Source organism: Cecembia rubra (assembly GCF_003014575.1).
Lineage (GTDB): Bacteria > Bacteroidota > Bacteroidia > Cytophagales > Cyclobacteriaceae > Cecembia_A > Cecembia_A rubra.
This window is the reverse complement of record NZ_PYGF01000001.1, coordinates 293,824-319,984: the sequence shown is the minus strand read 5'-3', so window position 1 is coordinate 319,984 and position 26,161 is coordinate 293,824. Positions and strand designations below refer to the sequence as shown.

Sequence of the window (26,161 nt, the reverse complement as noted above, 5' to 3'; positions counted from 1 at the left end):
AAAAAAATGTCATTAGAATTAGGTAAAGCAGCACCGGATTTTGAATCCAAAGACCAAAACGGGAATTCTATTAAATTAAGTGATTTCAGAGGCAAAAAAGTTGTTCTCTATTTTTACCCCAAAGACAATACACCGGGATGTACGGCACAGGCATGTAATTTAAGGGACAATTACGAAGCCTTACAAAAAGCAGGCTATGTAGTACTTGGCGTAAGCTCTGACTCGGAGAAATCCCACCAAAAATTCATTGAAAAACAAAATCTTCCATTTTCACTCATTGCCGATGTGGACCACAAAGTTCATGAAGCATATGGTACCTGGGTAGAAAAATCCATGTACGGAAGGAAATACATGGGCACTGCCCGAACTACCTTCATCATTGATGAAAATGGAAATTTGGAAGAAATCATTGAAAAAGTTGATACCAAAGCGCACACAAATCAAATTCTCAAATAATTCCAATCCAATGGAAAATCAATCAATCGATCAACTCAAAAAAATCTGTTCTCAAGTAAGAAGGGATTGCCTTAGGATGGTTCATGCTGTCCAATCAGGACACCCCGGCGCAGCTTTAGGCCTGACGGAATATTTTGTGGCCCTGTTTTTCAAAGAAATGGAACACAACAATAAATTCGAAATGGATGCTAAAGGCGAAGATTTGTTCTTTTTATCCAATGGACACGTATCGGCCCTTTGGTACAGTGTATTGGCAAGAACCGGGTACTTCAGCACAGATGAATTGGGTACTTTCCGTAAAATCAACTCCAGGCTGCAGGGACATCCTGCCACCCATGAAGGACTACCAGGAATAAGAATTGCCTCAGGTTCCCTTGGTCAGGGCCTCTCCGTGGCTATCGGTGCTGCCCAGGTCAAGAAATTGAATCAGGACAATAAACTTGTCTATGTGATGATGGGTGATGGGGAACAACAAGAAGGTCAGGTATGGGAAGCAGCCATGTATGCTGCCCACCACAAAGTGGACAACCTGATAGCAGCGATAGATTACAATGGACAGCAGATAGATGGTCCTACCGCAAAGGTAATGGACCTGAAAAACCTGAGAGCCAAATATGAGGCTTTCGGCTGGGAGGTGATCGATATCCAAAAAGGCAATGATATGGAAGCAGTTTTGGACGGATTGTCAAAAGCTAAAGACCTTACCGGAAAAGGTAAACCTGTCTTAATTCTTCTTTATACAGAAATGGGATACGGAGTAGACTTCATGGTAGGTACACATAAGTGGCATGGAGTGGCTCCGAACGATGAGCAGTTAGCAAATGCGTTGGGACAATTAGAAGAAACATTAGGAGACTATTAAGATGGAAAAAACCTTGGACTTAAAATTCACATACACAGAAAAAAAAGACACCCGTTCTGGTTTCGGAGATGGTTTATTGGAAGCAGGCAGAAAAAATCCCAATGTAGTGGGGCTATGTGCTGACTTAATCGGTTCCCTGAAAATGGGTGCTTTTGAGAAAGAATTCCCTGAAAGATTTTTTCAGGTAGGTATTGCCGAAGCCAATATGATCGGATTGGCTGCAGGGATGACTATTGGAGGTAAAATTCCTTTTACAGGTACTTTTGCCAACTTCTCCACTGGAAGGGTCTATGATCAGATCCGTCAATCTGTGGCCTATTCTGATAAAAATGTAAAAATCTGTGCATCGCATGCCGGACTTACTCTGGGAGAAGATGGTGCTACCCACCAGATCCTGGAAGATGTGGGCATGATGAAAATGTTGCCACATATGACTGTGATTGTGCCATGTGATTACAATCAAACCAAAGCAGCTACCTTGGCACTTGTAGACCATGTTGGACCAGCTTATTTGAGATTTGGCCGCCCAAGTTGGCCAGTATTTACCCCTGCTGACCAGAAATTTGAAATTGGCAAAGCTGTAAAGATGATCGAGGGTAAAGATGTAACCATCTTTGCAAACGGTCACTTGGTGTGGGAAGCTGTTGTGGCAGAAGCAATGCTTAGGGAAGAAGGTATATCTGCCGAAGTGATCAACATCCACACTATCAAACCTTTGGATGAGGAAGCAATTCTGAATTCTGTTCAAAAAACAGGTTGTGCCGTTTCCGCAGAAGAACACCAGGTGAATGGAGGACTTGGGGATAGCATCGCCCAGGTTTTGGCAAGGAATTATCCGGCTCCTTTGGAATATATTGGTGTTAATGATTCCTTTGGTGAATCTGGTACCCCAACGCAGTTATTGGAAAAATACGGCCTCAATGCTGAAAATATTGTGAAGGCTGCCAAGAAAGCAATCGCTAGAAAGTAATTGATCTTTCAAATAATTTACAAGGCCGTGGTGGATATTCCATCACGGTTTTTTTATATTTGATCTTCGTTCCTTTTTGTTTCACAAAAAAATAATCAGTCATGAAGCTATTTTCTCCCCCTTTGATACTTTTCCTGATTTTTATTCTTGACCCTTTAGCTTGTGAAGAAAAGTCCAGTAAAATACAATCTTCAAAGGAGAGAATAGTAGAATTGCCTACAGATCCAAATAATAAAGCTGAAGAAGAAATTAAAATTACTGATATTGAAACAGAAGTAATAGCTGCAAGACAGACCAACGATAATACAATCAAAGATCAGTTGGTTGGTGTATATTTTATGCCTTCCTGGAACACATCCCCTGACCCGAATAGGGATATTGACAGCTTTTGGTCTTGCCTCATGGGATTAGAAGATTGTTCCAGTATTAAAAATACTGCGGTTTGGGGACCAAGAGGTAGAGTTTATGATAACCGATATCCTTATGAGGGTCCTTTTTTGGATAGGAAGCCGCATCCTAGCTTAGGAGGATTTTATAAAAGAGATGACCCTCAAGTAGCCAGAAAGCAGTTGGAGTATATGAAAAGCTATGGCATAGACTTTTTTGCCTATAATTGGTTTTTTGGAAGACATTATTATTATCACCGCTATTTTGGCCCTCAATCTACTCTCTATTATCCTGAAGGCTGGCAAATTGATCCTAATAGAGATGGAAGAGTGGCAGTTCCGGGATTGGAAGAGTGGAATGAACAATTGACAGTTCTTTTGCAGGAAAATGAAAAACTGCCTCCAGAAAAACAAATGAAATGGGCCATCAACTGGTGCGATGACAGCGATGACCGATGGAGATTATGGATCGATATAGGATCTCCGGAAAGTATAAGTGCAGGTAGAAATTATGAGGGAGAAAAACCGGATAAAGCACTTTATCTTAAAGTTCATGAAAAAATTACCCAGTTGTGGATAGACAAATACTTTAAGAGAAGTGACTACCTCAAGTCCGAAGACGGCAGGCCCATTGTATATATTTATTTTCCCCAGGATACAGAATCAAGGGCTGCATTTTATGGGATTACTATGCGGGAATTACTTGACAGGTCAAAAGTAATTGCAGTAAGAAATGGCCTTAAGGGAATTAAATTTATTGCAGTAGCCTCCGGGGCCATGTTACCACGTGAAAGGCAGTACGGTATGCCAACGCAATGGCGTGCAAATAATTCAAAGGAAATTTGGAGGGGTGGGCAATATGTCAACCGCTTGCTTTTCCAAAATTATGTCCCAAGGCTCAAAGGAATGGGATTCGAAGGACTTACTGCTTATGTATATCACAACTTTTTATCACTAGAAAACAGGAGCTTCAATGATATGAGACGAACCTACCAAAGTCACTGGAACAGATGGAGTGAATTCTACAAAAATGATCCCAATTTTGAATATCAGGTTCCTGTGGCTATGGGTTGGGATTATAGACCTGCAGGTGGCACTTGGCCACAGACAACTGGATTCCCATCTGAACCCGAAAAAGATAGGGTGCACAGCAATAAAGCTACATTCAAAGCAAAATTGGAAGATGCCAAAAAGCTATCTGAAAAATATCAATCGAGTAATGGAAGCACCATCATGATATGCTGCTGGAATGAATATTTGGAAGGAAATCATATTGAACCTACTGAAGGACATGGATTTTCTTATCTGGAAGCCATCAAGGAGGTTTTTTTGGAAAGGAGAATGGGTTTTAACCCTTCTCCCCTAGTTTCTGTTGCCAGTTCCAAGAATCCCTAAGAGAATCTTCAAGGCTATAAATGGCCTGCCATCCAAGTACATTATTGATTTTGTCTGTGTTTGCCCATACCTTTTCTATGTCCCCAGGTCTTCTTGGACCTATATGATAATTCAAAGAGCTTCCACTTACTTTTTCAAAGGTTTGGATTACTTCAAGTACTGTATTGCCATTTCCTGTTCCCACATTAAACAGGTCATAAAAATTTTCTCCTTGCTTAAAAAGGTATTCAAGGGCCTTAACATGGGCATTTGCCAAATCCATCACATGGATATAATCCCTTACACAACTTCCATCAGGTGTATTGTAATCATTTCCAAATACAGTGAGTTTTTCCCTTATTCCTGCTGCAGTTTGAGTTATAAAAGGCACCAGGTTATTGGGAACCCCTAAAGGTAATTCGCCAATTTCCCCACTTGGATGCGCACCGACTGGGTTGAAGTAGCGCAAAGAAATAATCCTTGAATTCACTCCGCTTTTGATGTAGTCCCTGAGCATATCCTCACAGATTTTTTTGGTATTTCCATAAGGACTTTCTGCCTCTTTTCTAGGAGTGCTTTCCTTTACTGGCAATTCATCTGGCTGACCATATACCGTACAACTGGATGAAAAAACCAAGTCCTTTACACCGAAACTGGACATTGTCTCGAGAAGGATAATCAGTGAGTTAAGATTATTATTATAATATTTCAAAGGAAATTTTGTACTCTCACCCACCGCCTTATAGGCTGCAAAATGGATTACTCCTTCAAAGTTATTCTCTTGAAAAATCTTTTCCATCAGTGCCCTATCATTGCAATCTCCTTCATAGCAAAGTAGATCCTGGCCCAAAATCCGTTTTAATCCACTAAGTACAGATTGGTCTGAATTTGAAAAATTATCAACGATAACCGGCTCAAAACCAGCGTTTACTAATGATACTGCGGTATGGGAACCTATATAACCAGCTCCACCCGTAATCAAAATTTGCCTCATGTTTTAAATAATTAAAGCACAATAATAAGGTATTTAACGGATTAATGTAAATACCCCACGCTGTTGTTTGGATTGGATTTGCCCATCTTTTCTAAAAATGTACTCAATCATATAGGAATATGAACCCAAAGGAGCTTCCTGACCTTTTAATGTGCCGTCCCAACCTTGGTTACCTTGATAAATCAATTCACCCCATTTATCATAGATGAACAATTTGAATTCCACTTCACAGTTACTCACACCCAAAAAGAAGCCATCTGATGGTTTAAAACCTGTTGGCATGCGTAACTGGGGCACCCCTTCCTTCATTTGACCAAGACCTTGCGTCTGACATCCATTGGCATCAGTCACAGAAATCGGGTAAAATCCAGATGGAACATCGATTAGCCTGGGATTATTAGAACCGTCCCAAGCCCAGCTAATGCTGTATGGGAGCACCCCACCTGATGGTATTGCATCCAAAATCCCGTTGGGTAAACCAGAACATGCGAAATTTACTATTTCAAAGTCCACAACCAACGCAGGTGGTGATTCAATGGTAAAGGGGATTTTTAGAGAACATCCGCTTTCATCATAAACTGTAACCAAATAATCCCCTCTTTCCAATCCTAAAATTTGAATATCTTTTCCCAAGACGAGGGCATTCTCCATATCTGTCCTAAAATTGCCAAATCCACCTCCAATCCTAAAATAAATTTCTCCGTCTTTGCTGTCAAAACATCCTGCGTTTCTAACATTTGGCATCCCTAAAAGCTGCATTGGTTCTGAATTCTTAATTTCCAATGAATCCAAGGTGATTGTACAACCTCCGGAATCTTTGATCACTAGTCCGTATATTCCTGCCTCCAACCCATCGGCAGAGTCAAAATTCCAGTTTGGGTCATGAGACCATTGATAGATATAATTCCCGGTGCCCCCCGAAATAGCCAATTTGATTTTTCCATTATTAGAACCCGGACAGATAAAATTTGTAATTTCAGCCACTGAAACAGTTAAGGGAGGATTCACAAAAACCTGTAATTTTTGAGAGATACCGGCACAGGAAGGATTGATTTCACTGAATTCTTCATACCAAATGCTTCCAGTGCTTCCAATGCCTCCCCATTGAACCTCAACAGTTTCTTTGTTGTCTTGGGATAAAATTTGTCCTCCTTCTACAAACCATTTATATTGTCTGTTAGAAACTTGATCTTTGACTTGATAGGAATAGGTAGCTCCCGGTTCAAAACAAATCTGACTTTGACCTTTGGCTAAGCCAGGGTTAATTGCTTCATTGATGATTACCTTGTATTCAATGGGTTTTCCCTGGCATCCTTCTTCTGTTAAAGGGATTGCAATCACTTTGGCATCTGGATTAAAACTGCCCCATTTCACCTTAACGGAATAATCATCTTTCGGAATAATTTCACCACCTTCAATTAACCAGATTACCTTTTTGGTATTGATTGCATTATCAAAAACATATAATGCCTCATCAATGTCGGGGCAGACAGTATCAGGCCCGGTAATTTCCCCTTTGGTCTCCAAAACCTCAACCTCGAAAAAGGTTTCTTCAATCTGATCACAGCTACGGGTACCTGTCAGGGCTACGATTTTAATTTGATATTTTCCGGGTTTTTCAAACAAATGGTCAACAGTACGACCTTCCTTTACTTCAGCACCAGTACCAAATGTCCATTCAAATATTTCAAATTTAGGATCTCTTGGAATTACTGTCCACGAGCCAACTTCACCTAAACATGCCACCTTATCCCCTATGACTTCAAAATCATAGGCTACTTCAGTTTCAAAATTGAGGTTATTGAGGCTGGCTCCGGCTGAATAACCATAAGATTCAATAAAACCGGAACCATATGCATATGCAATTATTCCCACCGGATTGGTTAAGGTATGGCTGCTTTCACTCAATTTGACCCTGGCATAAGCATATGCGGTATTCCCTGGAACAGGAAGAAACTGGTTACCTATATTCAATCCATCCAAAATAGTCTGAGCAGCAGCGCTAGATAGGGTGATGATATTGACAAAATGTTCAACTATACCCACCACTTTTACAGATGAAAAAACGGTCTTTTTGATAAGTTGGGAATTTGGACTTAAAGTAATCATCGTTGGATCCCCGTCTCCAGCACCAGGCCCAAGTTGCTCATTACAGCGATAACTTTTTGCAAAAGTTGTGACAGCTATGGGTTTATTTGATGTGATATTGGCCAATTCATCTTTTCCAAAAGAAAATGTAGTAAATCTGCCTGCATTTAATGTAGCCCTTTCCTGACCATTGACAAATACCTTGGTGTTGTTTTCAGAGGCCAACACTTTGACCATTTCACCTGAAGTCCGGCCGGCCAAAGGAATATGTATATACTCACTACCCCAGGAATAGGTGGGGTAAATCTGCTGGAACAAGTGATCCCCTGTGGTTGCATCATTGCAGTCACTGCCAATTGAGGTCATTTTATTGCCACCAAAAACTGCTATATTTTTACAATCCCCATCGGTTGATCCAATTACTCTCACTCTAGTACCAGTCAGGTCACCGACAGCCTTGATCTGATAACTTTCTCCTTTCTTTAGGTCAACAGTCAAGGTAGAACCTGGAGGAACAGGTATGGGGTCGACACTTAATGCAGAAAGCAAAATTTCAATTCTTGTGTCGTCTTCTGTTGCCAATATTAATAAAGTACTTTCAAAATTTTGGTTGCTTCCTGGATTGGTTCCTTGCGCAAACTGCTCATAATGGGCAGTAACCCAGTAATCTTTTCCTATTGAAGAAAGCGGAAGTACTACTGTTCCATCTGCACTTCGTTCTCTAAAATTGAAGGCATGTACAGAGATATTTCCATTGGATTGGATATAAACAGATTTGTTCTCCACCCTTCTGGAAGTTCTGTGGATAATATCCAATCCGTCTTGTGGGAAATCATAAACAAATTGTTGCCCGGCTTTTATTGAAAAATTAATGGTATTATTAACATATTGGATGAAACCATCGGCGTCCTCTTCTGCAGAAATTATTATAGTGGCCTGATCAATTCTATTGGGAACTACGCGATGGTTTTCCATAAAGCCAACAAAAAACTCTCTACCAATTGTACTGAGTTGCGCATGGGCAGGTGAAATAAGGCACCAAGCCAAAAGCCAATAAAAGAAACCTAAAATAATTTGACTGGACCGACGCATTTTTAATATCAAAATACCAAGTACAATTTACAATAATTCTACAAGTTTGAGAATTTAAGAACCAATGGCTAAAGCAATTATATTAAATAAGCTTTTGTCTAACCAAAAGGTTATAAACTCACTGAATTATTGTAAATACACCTCTTTTTTCCATTGTTATTACCTCTCCATCCAGTAGAAAATTATATTGGAATAAATACGAATAGGTTCCCATTGGAGCATTTTCTCCATCGATTTTACCGTCCCAGCCTTCAATCCCGTTATAGACCAGTTGGCCCCACCTACTGAAAATTGAAAGGTTAAATCTGAGGTCACAATTTGATATCCCCATAAATAAATCTTCTCCTAACTTGAAACCAGTAGGCATCCTAACCACCGGCGGAGTTTCCCTAACCTCAGAAGTCCCGATAGCCTCACATCCATTGGCATCGGTTGCGATTACCTGATATATTCCTTTGGGGAGACCGGAAAGTAATTGCCCCTGACCACCATCATAATCCCAACGGTAATGCAATGGTGTGAAGCCCAGGGAAGGAATGACCATTAATTCACCATTAGACTGGCCGGGGCAACTGGAGCGGGTTTGTGTAATTTCCAATTGTGCAGGTAAAGGGGAATCAATCCCAAATTCCAAATTCAGAAAGCATCCTTTACTATCTTTTAGTTTAAGTGAATACTGTTTCCCCTCCAAGTTTTCCAAGAAAATTAAATTTTCATTAAAAATTGCATCTTGGTAATTAATAAAATAAGGTGCTGTTCCTCCTTGGATTGAAAGCACTGCTCTTCCATCTGCCTTTCCAAAACATGTGGTACCAAAAGTCTCAATAGATGAAATTTGCAATGTTTGTGGTTGTCTGATTTCAACCTCCTCAGCCAATATTTCACAACCAAAACCATCAATTACCTTTACGTTGTATGTCCCTGCTTTTAATCCAATGGCTCTGGGAGCATTCAAAGATGCATCATGACTCCACTCAAATTTGTAAGGAAGGACGCCCCCCTCGATGTTTAAAAAAATTTGACCATCATTTCCGCCATAACAGGAAACATCTGTTTTTTCCGGGCTTTGCATAATAAATGCCTGATTGACGGTGACTTCCAATCTTGGTGATTCCCCTTCACAGGATTCATCAATCAGGCTGTATTCTTTGTACCAAACCCTTCCTGTCACACCAGGGGAATCCCATTTAATTTTTACTTTTGATCCTTCAGAATCCCCTATGAAAGTCCCATTTTCTACAAACCATTCATAAGCCCTGAAATTCATTGCATTGGAAACTGTGTATTCATATTCTCCTTCAGGTTCAAAGCAGACCTGTTTTTGCCCCTGAGGTATGATTGATTGAATTACTGGATTGATAATAACTCGGAGCTCAATCTCTTCCAATGGGCAGCCTTCTGTAGTATAGGGTATAGCATATATTGCTGCATTGGGATTGGCCTCTCCCCATCGAATCGTAATGGAACCTTGTTTATCGTCCTTAGCAATGACCTCACCTCCTACTTGTCGCCAGTCCACCTTTTGGAATGTATCTGAAGATTTAAAATTATAGGTTATTTCTTCCACATCTGGACAAACTGAAGTGGGGCCAATGATCTCTCCTCCAACATCAGTCACTTCTACCTTGAAGACTACTTCTTCCTGAAGGTCACAGCTCGTTTGGCTAACAGAAGCAATGACCTTTACCTCATATTCCCCTTTTTGAGTAAAAATATGCTCTACCTCTTTTCCCTCTTTCAGCCCAGTTCCATCCCCAAAATCCCAAAGAAAATAAGTGAAGATTTCATTCTCTGGAAAAATTTGCCACTTAGCATTTTGATTTAAGCATGCTACTTTATCCCCCTCAATATCAAATTCATAAAGTGGTTCAACTTCGAAGTTAAGATTATCTAAACTAGCTCCTGCCGCATAACCATAGGATTCCACGTCCCCAAATCCATAAACATAAGCAATAAAGCCATCTGGGTTGGAAAGGCTATGAACTCCCTGATTGATTGGAATTCTGGCATAGGAAAACTCAGCCTGTTGGGGAAAAGGCGTAAATCGATTACCTATGTTCTGTCCATCAAGCCTTGTAGTTCCGGTAGAAGTTGTTTTGACAATTATATTTACATAATGGGCAGTCACCACAGGTAATTGGATGGCATTGAAAGTTACGGACCTAAGAAGCTGTTGAGTTGGACTATAACTGATCATAAAGGGATCTCCATCCTGAAATAAAGGGGAACCAGGCTTATTGCATTCCTGGCTTTTGGAAAAGACTGTGACCGAGGAAGGCTTATCTGACTGTATTCTCTTTACAACATCTGATTCAAAATCAAATGTCAAGAATTTACCAGCATCAATTGAGCCAACAAGTTGACCATCAACCATCACTTGGGTATTATTTTCAGATGCCATTACTTTAACAAGTTCTCCAGATGTCCTACCTGCTAAAGAAATATGCAGGTAATCTGTCCCCCATGTTTTTGTAGGATAGAGTTGTTGAAACAGGTGATCATTAGCCCCCCCACAATTACCTACGCTGGTCCATTTATTCCCTCCAAAAACTGCGATATTTTTACAATCATCAATATTATCCCCGACTACACGAACCCTAGAACCGGTAAGATCAGCTTTTGCCTTTACCTGATAGGATTGCCCTGCATTCAAGTTGATATAAAATGGTGTGTTTGCAGCATTTCCATTTAAAGTAAATGCTGAGGGCACGACTTCAATGCGTGTATTGTCTTCCACTCCTACTATTAAAAACAAACTTTCATCGTTAACATTCGGGAAATAAGGAAGACCTGTGGGAGCTGTCATGGTTTCAAAGTGTGACACTACAAAATAATCCTTTCCCAATGAAGGTATCGGCAAAACTACTGTTCCATCTGCCGACCTGGCACGTTCATTAAAAGCGTAAACTGAAACATTCCCACTGGATTGTACATATACACCTTTACTCTCCACAATGCCTGTACTCCGGTGAAGCATATCCTGGTCTGTAATTTTATAAAAAAACTGCTCTCCCTGCTGTAAGTTAAAGTTAACCTGCCTTCCGCCATATTGAATAACCCCAATAGCAGGTTCTGCAGCTGTAATCAAAACAATCCCAAAATCCAAAGCTGAGTTGGCAGGGTTATTAAAATTCTGTACCCGGTTATTCTCCATAAATCCCAGCCAGAATTCCCTTCCTACCGTAGAGAGCTGGGCGAAACTGTTATTTGCCTGACCCAGGAAAAGGAAGAAAAGGAAAAAGAAGTACCGAGTAAAATTTTCAGGCATGAATAAATCAGGCAAGGTTAACTATTCAATATAAAAACCTATTTTGAAAAATGTTTTAAAAATTACACTAAAGTCCAATTATTGCGCAAATATTTTAGTTTATGAGATATTGTTTAGCACTGGATTTGAAAAATGATCCAAATCTTATCGAAGAATATGAGAAGCACCACCAAGCTGTTTGGCCTGAAATTTTGGACAGCTTCAAAGAAGCAGGAATCCTATCCATGGAAATTTTCCGATGGGAAAACCGCCTGTTTTTGATCATGGATACAGATGCTTCCTTTTCTTTCGAAAGGAAAAATGAAATAGATGCCAATAGCCCGATAGTACAGCAATGGGAAAATTTAATGTCCACCTATCAACAGGCCTTACCTGGTTCAAAATCCGGTGAAAAATGGCAATTGATGAAAAGAATATTCCATACAGAAAAATAAAAGAAGGAAGAAAATATAAGCCTGATTATCAGTGATTTAAAATTAATCGATTAAAAAACAGTTTACTTCTTGAAAAAGGCAAAGTAAATTTAGATAATCCTTTAATTTTTGAAGATTGGAACCAAATTTGAACTGAACACTGAAACCTAAAACCGAAAGCCGTGCCATACAAAGAAAGAGAAATTGAGAAAAAGTATTACTCCATAGGCGAAGTAGCCAGTATGTTTAAGGTAGCCCCATCACTCATTCGGTATTGGGAGGGTGAATTTGACATCATCAAACCCAAAAAGGATAAAAAGGGCAACAGGAGGTTTACCAAAGATGACATTGAAAAAATCCGCTACATCTACCAATTGGTGAAGGTAAAGGGATATACGCTTCAAGGTGCTCAGGAAGTGATCAAAAAAGATGAGGAACAAGTTTTTGACAAAGCAAGTATGGTGGACAGGCTTCATCAAATCAAACGTTTTTTAATCGAAATTAGAGACAAAATGCATGTTGGTCCAGGAGAAAGATGATCTGGTATATGAAATAGCGCTCAACTTTATACCACAAATAGGCCCTGCCATCTGTAGGAATATCGTGGGTTATGCAGGTTCTGCCAAAAACTTCTTTGAAATGCCCGCCGGCAAAGCTGCTAAAATCCCCAGGATCAGTCCTAAGCTGCTTTCATTTAGGGCCAATAAACAGGAGTACCTGAAGTCTGCCGAAGACGTCATTCATGCCTGCCGGAAAAAAAACATCGAAATTGTAACTTTTTCAGACAAAAATTTTCCGCTAAGATTAAAGGGGTTGGAAGACTGTCCTGTTGTACTTTTTTATAAAGGAAATATCAATTTCAATCCTGCAAGAACGATTGGAATCGTAGGTACCCGGAATATTACGGAATATGGTAAAGCCATCACCAAAAAGATCATTGAAGACCTTGCCCCCTATCAGCCTACGGTAATCAGTGGATTGGCTTACGGGGTAGACATTGAAGCACACCGAAATGCACTCAACCATAATCTTCCCACAATTGCCGTTTTGGGCTCCTCAGTGGATCAAATCTATCCTTCAGCACACAAAGCAACCGCACAAAGCATGCTTGAAGAAGGAGGACTTTTGAGTGAATTTTCCCCAGGTACCATCATGCATCCCACCAATTTCCCTAAAAGAAACAGGGTCATAGCCGGACTTTCAGATGCCCTGATAGTTGTGGAAGCGGCTAAAAAAGGGGGGGCATTGATTACCGCTGAAATTGCCTACAGCTACAACAAAGAGGTTTTGGCAGTACCGGGCAATCTTCAGGCACCCTTCAGTGAAGGATGCAATAATTTGATCAGAAGCATGAAAGCTTCTATTTATACAGGTCCCAAAGACCTGGAAGAATGCCTTTCCTGGTCCAAACATTCCCTTAAAGACAATGCATCCCTTACTTGGGACCTTTCCAAATTTGAACAGGAAGACCAGGAAATCATCCTCCTCTTGCAGACAAAAAAAGAAGTGGAAATAGATACGATGGCATTGCTGCTCGATACATCTGTTTCCACTTTAGCTATCAGGTTATTAAACCTTGAATTTGAGGGATATATACAGTCTTTACCTGGAAAAAGATATAAGCTAAAAAGCCCTTAATTTCCATCAGGAAAACTTGATGTCAATTGTTTCCGAGTCACATCCTTGTACCCTCATGAAATCCTCCTTCCAAATTTTACCTGGTCCATTCTTTACCTTCTTCCCATTCCAGGAATCATATTTCCAATGGCCTTTTTGGCACCGCCCATTTTATTCATCTGCTTCATCAGCTTTCGCATATCGGCAAACTGCTTCATTAGGTTATTGACTTCTGTAATACTTCTTCCGCTGCCGTTGGCAATTCTCTTTCTTCTGTTTCCGTCAATGATATCCGGATCCTCCCTTTCAGCAGGGGTCATACTTCTGATAATGGCTTCAATAGGTTTGAAAGAGTCGTCATCTATATCCAATCCTTTCATGGCCTTGCCCATGCCCGGAATCATCCCCACAAGATCCTTGATGTTACCCATTTTCTTGATCTGCTCCAGTTGGGAAAGGAAATCGTCAAAATTGAACTGGTTTTTACGGATCTTGGCATTGATACGCTTGGCTTCATCTTCGTCAAATGTCTGTTGGGCACGCTCTACCAAAGAGATCACGTCTCCCATGCCCAAGATTCTCTGGGCCATCCTATCAGGGTGGAAAACATCAATGTTTTCCATTTTTTCACCTGTAGAAATAAATTTGATCGGCTTATTGACTACGTGACGGATAGAAATGGCCGCACCACCACGGGTATCACCATCCAATTTGGTCAATACTACACCATCAAAATTCAGTCTTTCATCAAATGTTTTGGCTGTATTGACTGCATCCTGACCAGTCATGGAGTCCACTACAAAAAGCGTCTCCGAAGGATTGAGGGCCTTTTTGAGGGCTTCAATTTCCTTCATCATCTGCTCGTCAACTGCCAAACGGCCCGCAGTATCGATGATGACTATCTTCTTACCGTTTTTCTTGGCATATTCTACTGCCCTACTGGCAATTTCAAGGGCATTCTTATTTTCGGGCTCAGCATATACTTCCACTCCGATCTGCTCTCCCAATACTTTCAACTGGTCGATCGCAGCAGGTCGGTAAATATCACAAGCTGCCAATAGAACCTGTCTGCCTTGTTTTTTCAATAAATTGGCAAACTTACCAGAAAAAGTAGTCTTACCCGAACCCTGCAAACCCGAAATCAAAATCACCGCTGGATCTCCTTTGATGTTTACATCCACTTTCGATCCACCCATCAATTTGGTCAACTCCTCCTGTGTGATCTTTACCAACAACTGGCCTGGTGATACCGCTATCAACACGTCCCTGCCCAATGCCTGTTCTTTGATGGTATCAGTTACTTCCTTGGCAACTTTATAATTCACGTCCGCATCAATCAGGGCCCTACGGATTTCCTTTACAGTAGTGGCCACATTGATTTCGGTGATTTTACCGGTACCCTTGAGGGTCTTAAAAGCTCTATCTAATTTTAAACTAAGATTATCAAACATGCCTGCATTCTATTTGAGGCAAAAATAGGAATTAATTTGGTTATTGCGGAATGTCTGCATACATAATGAACTTTGGGGACCTGACCTCTTCGGTTTTTTCCCAATCCTTTCCTGAAATTTTTGTGTTTGAAAATACAATTTGGATTTTTTCGGCCATGCTTTTCCCTTTTATTCCTAATTTGCGGACTGACTTTAAAATGCAACGAGAAAAATGCAGATCAATTTCAAGAAAGATATTTTGCCCCATTTGGTTGGTATTGTCTTTTTTTACCTGGTAGTTGTACTTTATTTTTCCCCAGTAATCTTCGATGGGAAAATTATATTCCAATACGATATCCTCCAATGGGAAGGCGCTTCAAAAGAAATCCTGGACTACAGGAAAGAAACCGGAGATGAGGCGCTTTGGGCCTCGAGAATGTTCAGTGGTATGCCGGCCTATTTGGTGAGTTTTGAAGTTCCGGGTGACATCACCAATACATTAACCAAAATTATCACCCTAGGTCTTCCCCATCCTGTCAATTCCCTGTTTTTTGGCATGGTGGCCATGTATATCCTACTTTTGAGTTTCAAAGTCAGGCCTGAATTTTCAATCCTAGGTTCAATTGCCTTTGCTTTTAACACCTTCCATTTGATCAGTCTGGATGCAGGACATAATGCTAAAATCTGGGCCATCTGTCTTATACCTTTCATCCTTGCGGGAATCCATCTTACTTTCCAAAGAAAGTACTTAATTGGCTTGGCCCTTTTTGCATTTGGGTTGATGCTTCAGTTGAAATTTAACCACCTGCAGATTACCTATTACACAGTTTTGGTAGTGTTGATTTATGGTATTGGAGAATTGGTCCATGTTTATAAATCAAAGCTTTTTGGAGCTTTTGCAAAAGCACTGGGCATTTTGATAATAGGTTTGATCATAGCTGTAGGCGCAAACCTTAGCAGATTCATGACCGTGTTGGAATATAGCCCCTATTCTACCCGAGGACCTGGAAATTTGGGTTCGGCACAAGTAACTTCATCAGGCTTGGACAAGGATTATGCATTCAATTGGTCTCAGGGTAAATTAGAGACCTTGACCCTACTTGTACCATACCTTTATGGGGGAGGCAGTACAGAGGCATTACCAGATAACTCTAAAACAGAACAAGCCCTTAGATCAAATGGAATTGATGCGGCACAGACCAGAGATTTTGTAAAGAACGCGAGAACGTATTGGGGAGATCAACCCGGAACCGGTGGCCCAATATACGGAGGAGCCATTATGGTATTTCTTTTTGTTTTAGGCATTCTTTACACTCCCAAAAGACAGAAATCAATTTTCCTCAGCATTACAGTTCTGTCACTTTTACTAGCCTGGGGAAAGAACCTAGAATGGTTCAATTATACTCTGTTTGATTTTTTGCCTGGTTACAACAAATTCAGAGCGGTAACCATGGCCCTGTCCATGGCTTTATTTGCCATACCGGTATTGGGAGTATTAGGTCTTGAAAATCTTTTTAAATCCAATTTAAAAGACAATTTCAACAAAAACTTATTGATCGCCCTGGGTACTACAGCAGGGCTTGCTGCATTTTTCTGGCTATTTGCTGGAATGTTCAGCTTTAGAGCACCCATTGACAGCAACTTCCCTGATTGGCTGGCAGATGCCCTAATGGAAGACAGGAAAACCATGTTAAAAAGCAGTGCTTTAAAATCTATTTTACTAATTGTGCTATCTGCGGGACTAATTTGGGCAGCTTTAACCAAAAGGTTATCCCTACAATTAGCAGCTTTGGGTATGGCAGTAATGCTTATTATTGACCTTTGGACTGTCAACAGAAGGTATTTGGGAGATGATGCTATGCAATACAATCCATCTGAACAATTTTTCTCCATTACACCAGCTGATGAAAAAATACTCCAGGACAAAGATTATTACAGGGTATTGAACATTGATAATCCTTTTAATGATGCCAGGATAAGTTATTACCATAACAGTATTGGAGGATATCATGGTGCCAAGATGAAGCGCTATCAGGAATTAATTGAAAATGTATTGGGGCCCGAAATGCAGGCCTTCATTCAAAAAGCCCAAGAAGGTGAGTTCGACTGGAAGGGGCTGAATGCCCTCAACATGCTAAACACCAAATACCTAATGGCAGGAAGAGGAGAAAATGCTGTTTTCTTAAACCCTGAGGCCAATGGGGTGGCCTGGTTCCCTTCTGAAATAAAAAATGTGATTACTAATGATGAGGAAATCAATTTGGTCGCAAGTATTGACACAAAATTCACAGCAACCGTAAATGAATCCGAATTTGGAAAGCAAAAAACCGGTAGAGGTACGGTAAAATTGATCAATAGAAAACCCTATCTCTTGGAATATGAAGTAGATGCAACGGAAGGTGGTCTGGTTGTGTTTTCTGAGGTATTTTACCCTAAAGGCTGGAAAGCAAGCATCAATGGGAATAATGCTTCCATTATCAGGACCAATTACCTACTGAGAGGTATTGAGGTTCCCCAGGGAATTTCCACAGTCATTATGCAATTTGAACCTGAGTCCTATTTCAAAACCAAAATCATAGTAGTAATCATGCAATATTTGATTTCTGCACTATTAATCATAGGACTTGGATATAGCTTTTACCAGGCTAAAATAGAAACATGAAATCCAGGAAGCCAAAGGTTTTTTTTGTAACTCCATCTTTCCAGTCTTTTGTACTTCAGGATATCAAAATATTGACTGAAAGGTATGACTTGATTATCAATACCTACAACTGGACAAGGAAAGAATTGGCACCGTTTTATTTAATAGCCCAGTTCTTGCACCTCTTATCCCGGATCAATGAAGTGAAGATTATCTTTGTTCACTTTGGTGGATATTGGTCTTTTTTCCCTGCACTTTTGGGAAAGATTTTCAATAAACCAGTCTATATCGTGCTACATGGAACAGATTGTGCTTCCATTCCCCAATTAAATTATGGCAGTTTAAGAATTCCTCTTTTGAAATGGTTCTGTAAAAAATCCTATGAATGGGCAAGCTTATTACTGCCGGTAAGCGAATCTTTGGTCAGTAGTGAAAACAATTTTCTAGATAACGGAAAACCTATTGGAAACGGAGTATTATTTCATTTTCCCAAATTAACAACTGCATATAAGGTAATTCATAATGGCTTTGACGAAACTTTCTGGCAAGGGAAAAAAACTGAACAACGTCACCAAAAATCATTTATCAGTGTTTTATCTCCCTCCCAGTTTATTTTAAAAGGTGGTGATTTAATAGTTGAACTTGCCAAAAGATTAAAAGACTGTCAATTTACCATCGTAGGAATGGATAATCCGAAAGGCCTTGAAGTTCCCGAAAACTTAAAATTCTTGGGGAAATTACCCCATGAAAAGCTAAAATCCGAATTTTTAAGGCACAGTTATTATTTTCAGCTTTCCAGTTTTGAGGGATTTGGCTGTGCGCTCTGTGAAGCCATGCTTTGTGGATGTATTCCTATAGTCAGCAAGGTAAATATTCTTCCAGAAATTGTGGGAGACAATGGAGAAGTTATCCCAATAAGGGATCTTAATAAGCTTGAAAAAACCATGAAAAGGAGGATTCCAATGCCAATATCAAGTAATGATACAGATATGGTTAGACAGAGAATAATTGAGCGCTATAGTCTCAGAAGGAGAAAGGAACAATTATTTTCAGTACTTCCCTATTAGAAATGATTCAAATCAGGAACATGGAAAGAATTGCAGCGGCATTTTCAAGGAGGCTATATATCATTCCAGGAGGTTACTTTTTAGTACAATTCTTGAAAGGCCTTTTCGCAAAAGCATACAAAGAAAAGGAATGGAGAACGTTCAGCTTTAGAGGAATAAATATGAAAGTGGATATCTCCAAAAGTATGGGTTCTTCCATTTATTGGAGAGGTGCCCATGATTGGCGCCCCATATTTGTACTTGAAAAATTCCTCAAAAAAGGAAAAACTTTTATTGATATTGGAGCCAATCAGGGAGAATATGCATTATGGGCTGCAAGAAAAACCACTGCAAGTGGTAAAGTATTGGCTTTTGAACCTATGGATGAAATTTTCTCCCAGTTAAAGGTGAATATCTCCCTGAATCCAAGCTACAAAAACACCATTGAGGCGATTCAGTTGGGTTTATCAGATAATCCTGGAGAAATAAACCTTTATGGAAAAGAGGGTAGTAATGAAGGCGTCAATACCATTTTCCCAAGTCCAGAACACACTTTTTTAATCCAGAAAATTGAACTGGATACCTTAGATAATCAATTGGAAAAACTTCAGCCTTCCCGGGTTGACTTAATAAAAATAGATGTAGAAGGTGCTGAGCTTCAAGTATTAAAAGGGGCAACTAAAAGCATTTCCAAATTTAAGCCTACCCTGATTATTGAAATCAACAAAGAGGCTTGCCAATCAGCAGGCTATGAAGCGGATGAAATTTTGGAATTTCTAAAGGGTTATGGATATTCTTTTAAACAAATTGGTTTACGCGGAAAATTAAAGTCCATAGAACTGATCCGAAATAATTTTTGTAATGTCCTGGCCTACCAAAAAAATTGACCTCGATGTAACCGAAACTATTGAAACTAACCCTAAGTCCTGATTGAATCTAACAATATGGTATTGAAGAACTGGGGAAATTACGGATATACATATTAATCCAAGTATCTTTATATTTTTGTTGCCTATGAGAATAATTGCCAAGCAGAGTATCCTAACCACCTTTTCTTCCTACCTGGGGGTTTTGATAGGTTACTTTAATGTGCTTTGGCTTCTTCCATATGTGTTGGACCCGAACCAACTTGGATTGTTCAGGACGGTCCAGGATATGGCCCTCATTTTGGTTCCTTTTGCGCAATTGGGGCTGGGAAATGGGATTACCAGATTCTATCCAAAAATCAGGGACCATCAGTTTTCATTTTTCACAATGAGCCTATTGCTAAGCTTGGTAGGAGCTTTTCTTGTAGCCATACTATTTTGGCTTTTCAAGCATTACCTTATTCTCGCATTTGCAGCGAATTCACCAGAAGTGATCGATTTTTTTGGAGTGGTTTTGGTTCTGATGCTTTTTTCAGTGCTGAATTCAATTTTGGATGCTTTTAGTAGGTCATTTCTTGAAATTGCAGTTCCGACTTTTTTCAGGGAAGTATTTTTGAGGATATTGGTTTCGATCATTGTTCTATTGTATTTTTTGAATTGGATACAATTTGAACAATTGATTTGGAGTCTTGCTTTGATTTACCTAGCAACACTTTTGGGCATGATGATTTACATGATCCGATTGGGTATTTTCAAAATAAACTTTGATTTTAAAATCTTCCCAAGAGGTTTTATCAATGAGTTTTTACAATATAGCCTGATTACCCTCCTTGGAACCACGGGATCACTTTTGATCATGAAAATTGACAGTCTTATGGTTGCATCCATGTTGGGATTGGATGCCAATGCAATTTACAGCATTGGTTTTGCCATAGCCATTGTTATTGAAATGCCAAGAAGGGCTGTATCCCAGGTAGTGATGCCTGTGGTAGCTGAATACTTCGCAAAAAATGAAATAGATAAAATCGATCGACTTTACAAGCAGGTAGCAGTTCACCAATTATTGATTTGCCTTTTATTGTTTCTAGGTATCTGGGCCAACATCAATAACCTTTATCACTTCATACCAAACAAAGAAGTTTATGAAACAGGAAAATGGGTAGTGTTTTGGATTGGATTGGGGAAAATCATCGATATCCTTTTCTCAATAAACGGAGAAATAATTGTTTATTCAAGGTATTATGTTTTCAACATCACTGCCACTATGGTCATGAGCATCATAGTCATTGTTTTGAATTTATGGCTTATTCCAATTTATGGTATTGAAGGGGCTGCCATAGCCTCTTTCCTGGCAATGGGATCGTACAATATTATCAAATATTATTATGTAAAAATCAGGTTGAATCTCGATCCTTTCACATGGGATGTTTTAAAAATAATTGTCTTGGGAATCTTTGTTTTCGTAGCTCAATATTATTCGTTGGTGTGGATGGATGCAGGTTTTTGGGATCTGATTGTTCGTTCGGCACTGATCACAATACTTTATATTGGTGGAGTATATGGGTTTAAAATTGCTGAAAAAAGTCAAAATGAGTTGATACAAAAAATAAAAGGGCTCAGGCCTTAGAGTTGTTGCCAAACCTCTTTATAGACAAGATTTGAGCTGCCTGAAGACCGCAAACTTCCACTGTTATCCTGAATCCTAAGATACGAGGTCCCAAAACTGACAGGTTATCAGAAAGGGATGAGGCCTGTTTTTGGAAAGGGCTTCACTCGGAATTGTTTTTTAATTGTGAAGTTGGAACATGTCAGCGACCCGAGCCTTTGCGCAAATATACGGATTTATTCAGGGAAAAGTTGATCATTTTGGGGAGAATAAAATGGTTTATGGGAGTCCTTGAATTTCAAACCTTCCAACTAGCTTATACCCCACTTGCCAAAAAAGATTTTGTTGTAATAATCCTAACAGTAATTTTATGGAGGTTTGAGAAGCAGTTAAACAATTTGAGGGAATTCAAAAACGAAGCCGAAAGATTTGTTTGTCAAAATATCGGAAACAACAGAATAAAAAATCAATTATTGAAAAAATTATACGGACGGCACAAAATAATATTCTAAAAATTTCAACTTCTCAGCCCAATTATCATTAATTTTGCAGTACCAAAAGGCATTAATAAAATGTATCAAATCAAAAAATTAATTGTTTGTCTGGATCAAACCTCCTTGGATGAAACCCTTGTCAGGTTTGCTTCTTTTATAGCCAAGGCTAATCAGACCAAAAAAATTTATTTTACTAATGTTATTCGAAACCTTAATATCCCCAAAGAGGTCCTCAGTGAATTCCCCAATCTTATTGAAAATATGGTGGAGGAAAGGAAAGGCCAAATGAAGGAGGTAGTAGAAAAGACCTTTGGAGCAGTCAGTGATATTGAGTTTTCCTACATTGTAAAAGAAGGGCAATTATCTAAAAAAATCCTAAAACTGGCCCATGAAAAGTCGGCAGACATGATCATTGTGGGCAGGAAGGTTAACTTACCCGGCACCGGGGTCATCTCACAGCGCTTAGCCAGAAGAGCAAGCTGTTCGCTATTGATCATTCCAGAGAATGCTGTGCCAAAAATTGACAGGCTTTTGGTTCCTTCTGATTTTTCGGATTACTCCAAAGATGCCATGGAGGAAGCAATCCTTATTGCCGAAAAGTACGGAAAAAACACAGAAATCGTATGTCAGAATGTCTTTACAGTACCTTCGGGTTACCATTTTACAGGCAAGAGTTATGAAGAGTTTACTTCTATCATGAAGATGCATGCCGAAATCAATTTCAAAAAATTTATCCGTAAAATCGACACCAAAAACATTCACATCCTTCCTGTTTATACCCAGGATGAAGACGATGATCCAGTAGAAGATATCCTTGCCAAAGCAAAGGAAATCAATGCCGATGCCATAATCATTGGAGCTAAGGGGAGAACAGCTGCCACTGCCCTATTTATTGGAAGTATGGCTGAGCGATTGATCCAACTTAATGACGAATTCCCTCTTTTGGTCACAAGACCTAAGGGGAAGAATGCAGGAATTCTGGATTATATCCTTGAAATTTAAGCGGGCTGAATGCCCGCTTTTTTTTCATCAATTTCTTTTCTGATTTTTGAATTAAACCATTACTCACCAGTCTTGTCTAAACACTTAATGACACCAATAAGCGAACTGGAACTTTTAGCACTGATCAATGACCCAACCACAAAAGACAAGGGTTTCAGGCTTTTGGTGGAGAGGTTTCAGAAAAAAGTATATGGTGTCATCCGAAAAATGGTCATTATCCATGAAGATGCAGATGATCTGACCCAGATCACTTTCATCAAAGCATTTAAGAATATCCATAAATTTCAGGGCCATTCCTCTCTATTTACCTGGTTGTACAGGATAGCAACCAATGAAAGCCTGAATTTTTTGCAACAAAAGAAAAAAAGGTTTTTCTTCCAGATTGAAGACCACGAGGAAGTCATGAAACAATATCTTGACAGTTCACCCCTGATAGACGGAGATATGATCGAAAAAAAACTTCACAAAGCAATCCTCAACCTGCCTGAAAAGCAAAGATTGGTCTTTAACCTGAAGTATTTCGAAGACCTGAGCTACGAGGAAATAAGCAAAATCACGGATACCAGCGTCGGGTCACTTAAAGCTTCCTACCACCATGCCGCAAAAAAAATAGAACAGGAAATCAAATCAGAATAAACCATTTGGATTTTATACTGTCTAACCAACAAGAATGATGGAAAAATTGAATAAAAAAGAAATCCACCTAGTACCTGAAGGCTATTTTGATAAATTGCCTGATAGGATTTTGGAAAGGTATGAAAGCCGGAAATCCGTATGGTTTTCTAAACCTTTGAAATATGCCGCTGCAGCAGTGTTCATACTGGGTTTGGGATTATGGGTATTTATATCCCAGACCTCTCAGGTTGATCCAATGGACTTGATGATAAGTCAGGAGATTGATTTATACATAGACACTGAGTACTGGCAGGCGGAAGATATACTTTTACTGGCAGACAATCCCAATTCTATATTAGATGAAATTATCGCTACTGAATGGGGCAGCTTTGATTGGGCTGAAACCGATCCTGAAGAAGATATTTGGTATTAATTCAATTTTGATGAAGAAACTTACAATCCTAATCCTGGCCTTTTTCCTATGCTTTGCTTCACTTAGCATGGCACAAAGAGGCAACCAGCAATACGATCAAGAGAAATTTGAGGCAGCCCGTATAGCATTTATTACGAACAGATTGGACCTTAAAGCTTCGCAGGCAGAAAAATTCTGGCCGATCTTTAATCAATATCAGGAAGAAAGAAAATCCATGATGGAGGAGCTTTCCATGTTGAACAGACAAGCAGGAAGGGAAATAGATGATGAAAAAGCAAAAGAACTGATCAACAAAAGATTTGAGCTCCAGGAAAAGCTCTTAAATCGGGAAAAACGCTTTATGAATGAGATCATTCAGGTAATCAGCCCTTCACAGGCAGTAAAGTTGGGTGGAGCAAACCGTGATTTCACAAGGCATGTTTACAGAATGCAACAGGGAAGAGACAGAGGAGAAAGTAATAAAAACTAAAAAAAGCAGCTTTACGCTGCTTTTTTTCATTACTTGTTTTTCAAAAGGTCTCTGATTTCCTCTAACAATACTTCTGACTTTGGAGGAGCCGGAGGAGCTGCCGGAGCTTCTTCTTTCTTCTTTTTCATGGTATTCATTCCTTTTATCGCCATAAAAATCACGAAAGCGATAATCAGGAAGTCCACTACATTTTGGATAAAATTACCGTAGCTAAGCACTACAGCCGCCATTTGTTCTCCAGCATCAGTGGTATATGCATCCCGGATGGTCAAAGAAAGGTCTTTGAAGTCTACCCCACCCAATAATACTCCTAATGGAGGCATAATAATATCGTTCACAAAGGAGGAAACGATTTTCCCGAAAGCACCGCCAATGATAACAGCGACCGCAAGGTCAACTACATTGCCCTTGACAGCGAATTCCTTAAATTCTTTTAATAATCCCATAGCTTGTGTTTAGTTGATGATTTATGTCTGAAAATAAACAAATTGGATCAAAATATTTACTAATTGTTTCATTTTTTCAATAAAAACCAAAATCCGCTGATTTTGCGGACTCCCTGATTTTTAATACTTCTTTTGGAGGAAAATAGGATAAAACATCAATCACCATCGGGAAATCTCCAAAATTTTATAACTTTCGCATTCAAACCTATTAAAGACAAGATGAAAATAGCCTTAATCGCCCATGACGGTAAAAAGGCCGATATGGTCCACTTTTTGAGTGGATTTAAGGAACAGCTCAACCATTCTGATATTGAACTGGTTGCAACAGGCACTACGGGTTCCCATATAGAAAAAGCAGGCTTTAAAGTGCAAAGACTGCTTTCCGGACCACTGGGTGGAGATGCACAGATTGCTTCAATGGCAGCTCAAAAAGAACTGGACATGGTCATTTTTTTTAGGGATCCTTTGGATAAGCATCCTCATGAGCCTGATGTACAGATGTTGATGCGTATCTGTGATGTACACAATATCCCCCTTGCAACAAATCCTGCAGCAGCGGGTTTGATGTTTCAACAATTAACCTCAAGACTGAAATCTTAAATGGAAGTAAAGACAATAAAAAGAATTGCGGTATTGACTTCAGGTGGAGATGCGCCGGGAATGAATGCTGCTATTCGGGCTGTGGTAAGAGCAGGCTTTTATTATAATCTGGAAATGTATGGTGTCTATAGGGGCTATGAGGGGATGATCCAGAATGAAATCAAAAAACTGGAATCCAAACATATCAGCCATGTCCTTGAAAGAGGTGGAACCTTCCTAAAATCTGCACGCAGTGCGGAATTCCGTACACAGGAAGGAAGGAAAAAAGCCTACGAAAATCTAAAAAAACACGGAATTGACGCATTAGTAATTATAGGTGGAGACGGATCGCTTACAGGTGCCCACTTGTTCTATAAAGAATATGGTATACCAGCTGTCGGTATTCCTGGAACCATTGATAATGACCTGGCAGGAACTGACCTAACAGTAGGGTTTGACACAGCATGCAATACGGCAATTGAGGCTATTGATAAAATCAGAGATACAGCTACTTCACATGATAGGCTTTTTTTTGTAGAGGTGATGGGCCGAGATGCAGGATTTATCGCCATCAATGCCGGAATAGGCAGTGCTGCAGCGGCCACCTTAATTCCAGAGAAAAAAATGCCGATTGAAAAATTGGTGGAAAGATTACAAGCCAGAACCAAGGCCATGAAACAATCCAATATTGTCATTGTTGCCGAAGGGGGAAAAAGTGGCGGTGCAGCTGAAATTGCTGAAAAAATCAAAAAGCAACTTCCCTATTACGATATAAAAGTGACCATTTTGGGTCATTTGCAGCGCGGAGGCGCTCCATCTGCTTTAGACCGGGTATTGGCAAGCAAATTGGGCGTAGCCGCTGTAGAAGGCCTACTACAGGGCAAATACGATGTGATGGCCGGTGTCATCAATAACAAAGTAGTCTATACTCCTATCGCTAAAGCGATTGTAGGCAGCAAAGAAGTAGACGAAGATGATTTCAGAGTTGTAAGAATTCTTTCAACATAAAAAAGG

22 protein-coding genes are annotated in these 26,161 nt (G+C 39.7%); 17 read left to right on the top strand and 5 right to left on the bottom strand.

The window, feature by feature from the left end; translation table 11 throughout:
• The first annotated feature begins 6 nt into the window (after positions 1-6).
• The 4 genes from bcp to CLV48_RS01275 all read left to right on the top strand — a co-directional run bounded on the left by bcp (position 7) and on the right by CLV48_RS01275 (position 4,069).
• Complete coding sequence (gene bcp / locus CLV48_RS01290) at positions 7-456, top strand: thioredoxin-dependent thiol peroxidase (RefSeq protein WP_106565429.1); 450 nt, start codon at positions 7-9, stop codon at positions 454-456.
• A 10-nt stretch (positions 457-466) separates the two neighbouring features.
• Positions 467-1,318, top strand: coding sequence for a transketolase (locus CLV48_RS01285; protein ID WP_106565428.1), 852 nt, complete (start codon positions 467-469; stop codon positions 1,316-1,318).
• 1 nt (position 1,319) lies between these two features.
• A complete protein-coding gene (locus CLV48_RS01280; RefSeq protein WP_106565427.1) occupies positions 1,320-2,288 on the top strand; it encodes a transketolase family protein in 969 nt (322 codons plus the stop codon).
• Between the two features lie 101 nt (positions 2,289-2,389).
• Positions 2,390-4,069 carry a glycoside hydrolase family 99-like domain-containing protein gene (locus CLV48_RS01275; protein WP_106565426.1) on the top strand — a complete coding sequence of 560 codons (1,680 nt, stop codon included), beginning with the start codon at positions 2,390-2,392 and terminating at the stop codon, positions 4,067-4,069.
• Here CLV48_RS01275 and galE read toward each other — a convergent pair.
• The 3 genes from galE to CLV48_RS01260 form a co-directional block, all read right to left on the bottom strand.
• Positions 4,023-5,042 (bottom strand): UDP-glucose 4-epimerase GalE, encoded by a 1,020-nt coding sequence (gene galE, locus CLV48_RS01270; RefSeq protein ID WP_106565425.1) that lies wholly within the window; start codon positions 5,040-5,042, stop codon positions 4,023-4,025. The two genes, CLV48_RS01275 and galE, sit on opposite strands and share 47 nt — an antisense overlap.
• 33 nt (positions 5,043-5,075) lie before the next feature.
• Complete coding sequence (locus tag CLV48_RS01265) at positions 5,076-8,222, bottom strand: T9SS type B sorting domain-containing protein (RefSeq protein ID WP_106565424.1); 3,147 nt, start codon at positions 8,220-8,222, stop codon at positions 5,076-5,078.
• A 118-nt stretch (positions 8,223-8,340) separates the two neighbouring features.
• Complete coding sequence (locus tag CLV48_RS01260; protein ID WP_245889448.1) at positions 8,341-11,505, bottom strand: PKD domain-containing protein; 3,165 nt, start codon at positions 11,503-11,505, stop codon at positions 8,341-8,343.
• 86 nt (positions 11,506-11,591) lie between these two features.
• Here CLV48_RS01260 and CLV48_RS01255 point away from each other — a divergent pair, with 86 nt between their 5' ends.
• The 3 genes from CLV48_RS01255 (at position 11,592) to dprA (ending at position 13,541) form a co-directional block, all read left to right on the top strand.
• Entirely contained in the window at positions 11,592-11,924 is a 333-nt protein-coding gene (locus CLV48_RS01255) for an L-rhamnose mutarotase (protein WP_106565422.1), read from the top strand.
• A 161-nt stretch (positions 11,925-12,085) separates the two neighbouring features.
• Positions 12,086-12,442 (top strand): MerR family transcriptional regulator, encoded by a 357-nt coding sequence (locus tag CLV48_RS01250; RefSeq protein ID WP_106565421.1) that lies wholly within the window; start codon positions 12,086-12,088, stop codon positions 12,440-12,442.
• Entirely contained in the window at positions 12,420-13,541 is a 1,122-nt protein-coding gene (gene dprA, locus CLV48_RS01245) for a DNA-processing protein DprA (protein ID WP_106565420.1), read from the top strand. Before CLV48_RS01250 ends, dprA begins: the two co-directional genes overlap by 23 nt.
• Before the next feature lie 92 nt (positions 13,542-13,633).
• Here the strand turns inward: dprA and ffh are convergent, their stop codons facing one another.
• Positions 13,634-14,971, bottom strand: a complete 1,338-nt coding sequence (gene ffh / locus CLV48_RS01240) for a signal recognition particle protein (protein WP_106565419.1) — start codon at positions 14,969-14,971, stop codon at positions 13,634-13,636.
• 211 nt (positions 14,972-15,182) lie between these two features.
• Here ffh and CLV48_RS01235 point away from each other — a divergent pair, with 211 nt between their 5' ends.
• The 8 genes from CLV48_RS01235 (at position 15,183) to CLV48_RS01195 (ending at position 24,122) form a co-directional block, all read left to right on the top strand.
• Positions 15,183-17,612 carry a hypothetical protein gene (locus tag CLV48_RS01235; RefSeq protein WP_106565418.1) on the top strand — a complete coding sequence of 810 codons (2,430 nt, stop codon included), beginning with the start codon at positions 15,183-15,185 and terminating at the stop codon, positions 17,610-17,612.
• Positions 17,609-18,658, top strand: a complete 1,050-nt coding sequence (locus CLV48_RS01230) for a glycosyltransferase family 4 protein (RefSeq protein WP_106565417.1) — start codon at positions 17,609-17,611, stop codon at positions 18,656-18,658. Before CLV48_RS01235 ends, CLV48_RS01230 begins: the two co-directional genes overlap by 4 nt.
• Positions 18,659-18,678: 20 nt before the next feature.
• Positions 18,679-19,524 (top strand): FkbM family methyltransferase, encoded by an 846-nt coding sequence (locus CLV48_RS01225; RefSeq protein ID WP_106566078.1) that lies wholly within the window; start codon positions 18,679-18,681, stop codon positions 19,522-19,524.
• 127 nt (positions 19,525-19,651) lie between these two features.
• Positions 19,652-21,130: a lipopolysaccharide biosynthesis protein gene (locus CLV48_RS01220; protein WP_106565416.1), complete on the top strand. Its 1,479-nt coding sequence runs from the start codon at positions 19,652-19,654 to the stop codon at positions 21,128-21,130.
• Between the two features lie 551 nt (positions 21,131-21,681).
• Positions 21,682-22,605, top strand: a complete 924-nt coding sequence (locus tag CLV48_RS01210; protein WP_106565414.1) for a universal stress protein — start codon at positions 21,682-21,684, stop codon at positions 22,603-22,605.
• Between the two features lie 87 nt (positions 22,606-22,692).
• The gene (locus CLV48_RS01205; RefSeq protein ID WP_106566077.1) at positions 22,693-23,241 is read left to right on the top strand and encodes an RNA polymerase sigma factor; all 549 of its coding nucleotides are present in this window, start codon (positions 22,693-22,695) and stop codon (positions 23,239-23,241) included.
• A gap of 34 nt (positions 23,242-23,275) precedes the next feature.
• The gene (locus CLV48_RS01200) at positions 23,276-23,653 is read left to right on the top strand and encodes a hypothetical protein (protein WP_245889447.1); all 378 of its coding nucleotides are present in this window, start codon (positions 23,276-23,278) and stop codon (positions 23,651-23,653) included.
• Positions 23,654-23,663: 10 nt separating this feature from the next.
• The gene (locus CLV48_RS01195) at positions 23,664-24,122 is read left to right on the top strand and encodes a Spy/CpxP family protein refolding chaperone (RefSeq protein WP_106565413.1); all 459 of its coding nucleotides are present in this window, start codon (positions 23,664-23,666) and stop codon (positions 24,120-24,122) included.
• A gap of 29 nt (positions 24,123-24,151) precedes the next feature.
• Here CLV48_RS01195 and mscL read toward each other — a convergent pair whose 3' ends face one another.
• On the bottom strand, positions 24,152-24,568 hold the full coding sequence (gene mscL / locus CLV48_RS01190) for a large-conductance mechanosensitive channel protein MscL (protein ID WP_106565412.1): 417 nt from the start codon (positions 24,566-24,568) through the stop codon (positions 24,152-24,154).
• Between the two features lie 219 nt (positions 24,569-24,787).
• Here mscL and CLV48_RS01185 point away from each other — a divergent pair, with 219 nt between their 5' ends.
• Both CLV48_RS01185 and pfkA read left to right on the top strand, forming a co-directional pair.
• Positions 24,788-25,168: a methylglyoxal synthase gene (locus CLV48_RS01185; protein ID WP_106565411.1), complete on the top strand. Its 381-nt coding sequence runs from the start codon at positions 24,788-24,790 to the stop codon at positions 25,166-25,168.
• On the top strand, positions 25,169-26,155 hold the full coding sequence (pfkA, locus tag CLV48_RS01180) for a 6-phosphofructokinase (RefSeq protein ID WP_106565410.1): 987 nt from the start codon (positions 25,169-25,171) through the stop codon (positions 26,153-26,155).
• Positions 26,156-26,161: the final 6 nt, after the last annotated feature.

What these genes read in the sequence shown, in the direction of transcription:
- mscL (WP_106565412.1), bottom strand. Translation starts at nt 24,568, where the DNA reads ATGGGATTATTAAAAGAATTTAAGGAATTCGCTGTCAAGGGCAATGTA.
- CLV48_RS01275 (WP_106565426.1), top strand. Translation starts at nt 2,390, where the DNA reads ATGAAGCTATTTTCTCCCCCTTTGATACTTTTCCTGATTTTTATTCTT.
- CLV48_RS01280 (WP_106565427.1), top strand. Translation starts at nt 1,320, where the DNA reads ATGGAAAAAACCTTGGACTTAAAATTCACATACACAGAAAAAAAAGAC.
- CLV48_RS01205 (WP_106566077.1), top strand. Translation starts at nt 22,693, where the DNA reads ATGACACCAATAAGCGAACTGGAACTTTTAGCACTGATCAATGACCCA.
- CLV48_RS01255 (WP_106565422.1), top strand. Translation starts at nt 11,592, where the DNA reads ATGAGATATTGTTTAGCACTGGATTTGAAAAATGATCCAAATCTTATC.
- CLV48_RS01210 (WP_106565414.1), top strand. Translation starts at nt 21,682, where the DNA reads ATGTATCAAATCAAAAAATTAATTGTTTGTCTGGATCAAACCTCCTTG.
- ffh (WP_106565419.1), bottom strand. Translation starts at nt 14,971, where the DNA reads ATGTTTGATAATCTTAGTTTAAAATTAGATAGAGCTTTTAAGACCCTC.
- galE (WP_106565425.1), bottom strand. Translation starts at nt 5,042, where the DNA reads ATGAGGCAAATTTTGATTACGGGTGGAGCTGGTTATATAGGTTCCCAT.
- CLV48_RS01265 (WP_106565424.1), bottom strand. Translation starts at nt 8,222, where the DNA reads ATGCGTCGGTCCAGTCAAATTATTTTAGGTTTCTTTTATTGGCTTTTG.
- pfkA (WP_106565410.1), top strand. Translation starts at nt 25,169, where the DNA reads ATGGAAGTAAAGACAATAAAAAGAATTGCGGTATTGACTTCAGGTGGA.
- CLV48_RS01185 (WP_106565411.1), top strand. Translation starts at nt 24,788, where the DNA reads ATGAAAATAGCCTTAATCGCCCATGACGGTAAAAAGGCCGATATGGTC.
- dprA (WP_106565420.1), top strand. Translation starts at nt 12,420, where the DNA reads ATGTTGGTCCAGGAGAAAGATGATCTGGTATATGAAATAGCGCTCAAC.
- CLV48_RS01235 (WP_106565418.1), top strand. Translation starts at nt 15,183, where the DNA reads ATGCAGATCAATTTCAAGAAAGATATTTTGCCCCATTTGGTTGGTATT.
- CLV48_RS01225 (WP_106566078.1), top strand. Translation starts at nt 18,679, where the DNA reads ATGGAAAGAATTGCAGCGGCATTTTCAAGGAGGCTATATATCATTCCA.
- CLV48_RS01220 (WP_106565416.1), top strand. Translation starts at nt 19,652, where the DNA reads ATGAGAATAATTGCCAAGCAGAGTATCCTAACCACCTTTTCTTCCTAC.
- CLV48_RS01195 (WP_106565413.1), top strand. Translation starts at nt 23,664, where the DNA reads ATGAAGAAACTTACAATCCTAATCCTGGCCTTTTTCCTATGCTTTGCT.
- CLV48_RS01200 (WP_245889447.1), top strand. Translation starts at nt 23,276, where the DNA reads ATGATGGAAAAATTGAATAAAAAAGAAATCCACCTAGTACCTGAAGGC.
- CLV48_RS01285 (WP_106565428.1), top strand. Translation starts at nt 467, where the DNA reads ATGGAAAATCAATCAATCGATCAACTCAAAAAAATCTGTTCTCAAGTA.
- CLV48_RS01230 (WP_106565417.1), top strand. Translation starts at nt 17,609, where the DNA reads ATGAAATCCAGGAAGCCAAAGGTTTTTTTTGTAACTCCATCTTTCCAG.
- bcp (WP_106565429.1), top strand. Translation starts at nt 7, where the DNA reads ATGTCATTAGAATTAGGTAAAGCAGCACCGGATTTTGAATCCAAAGAC.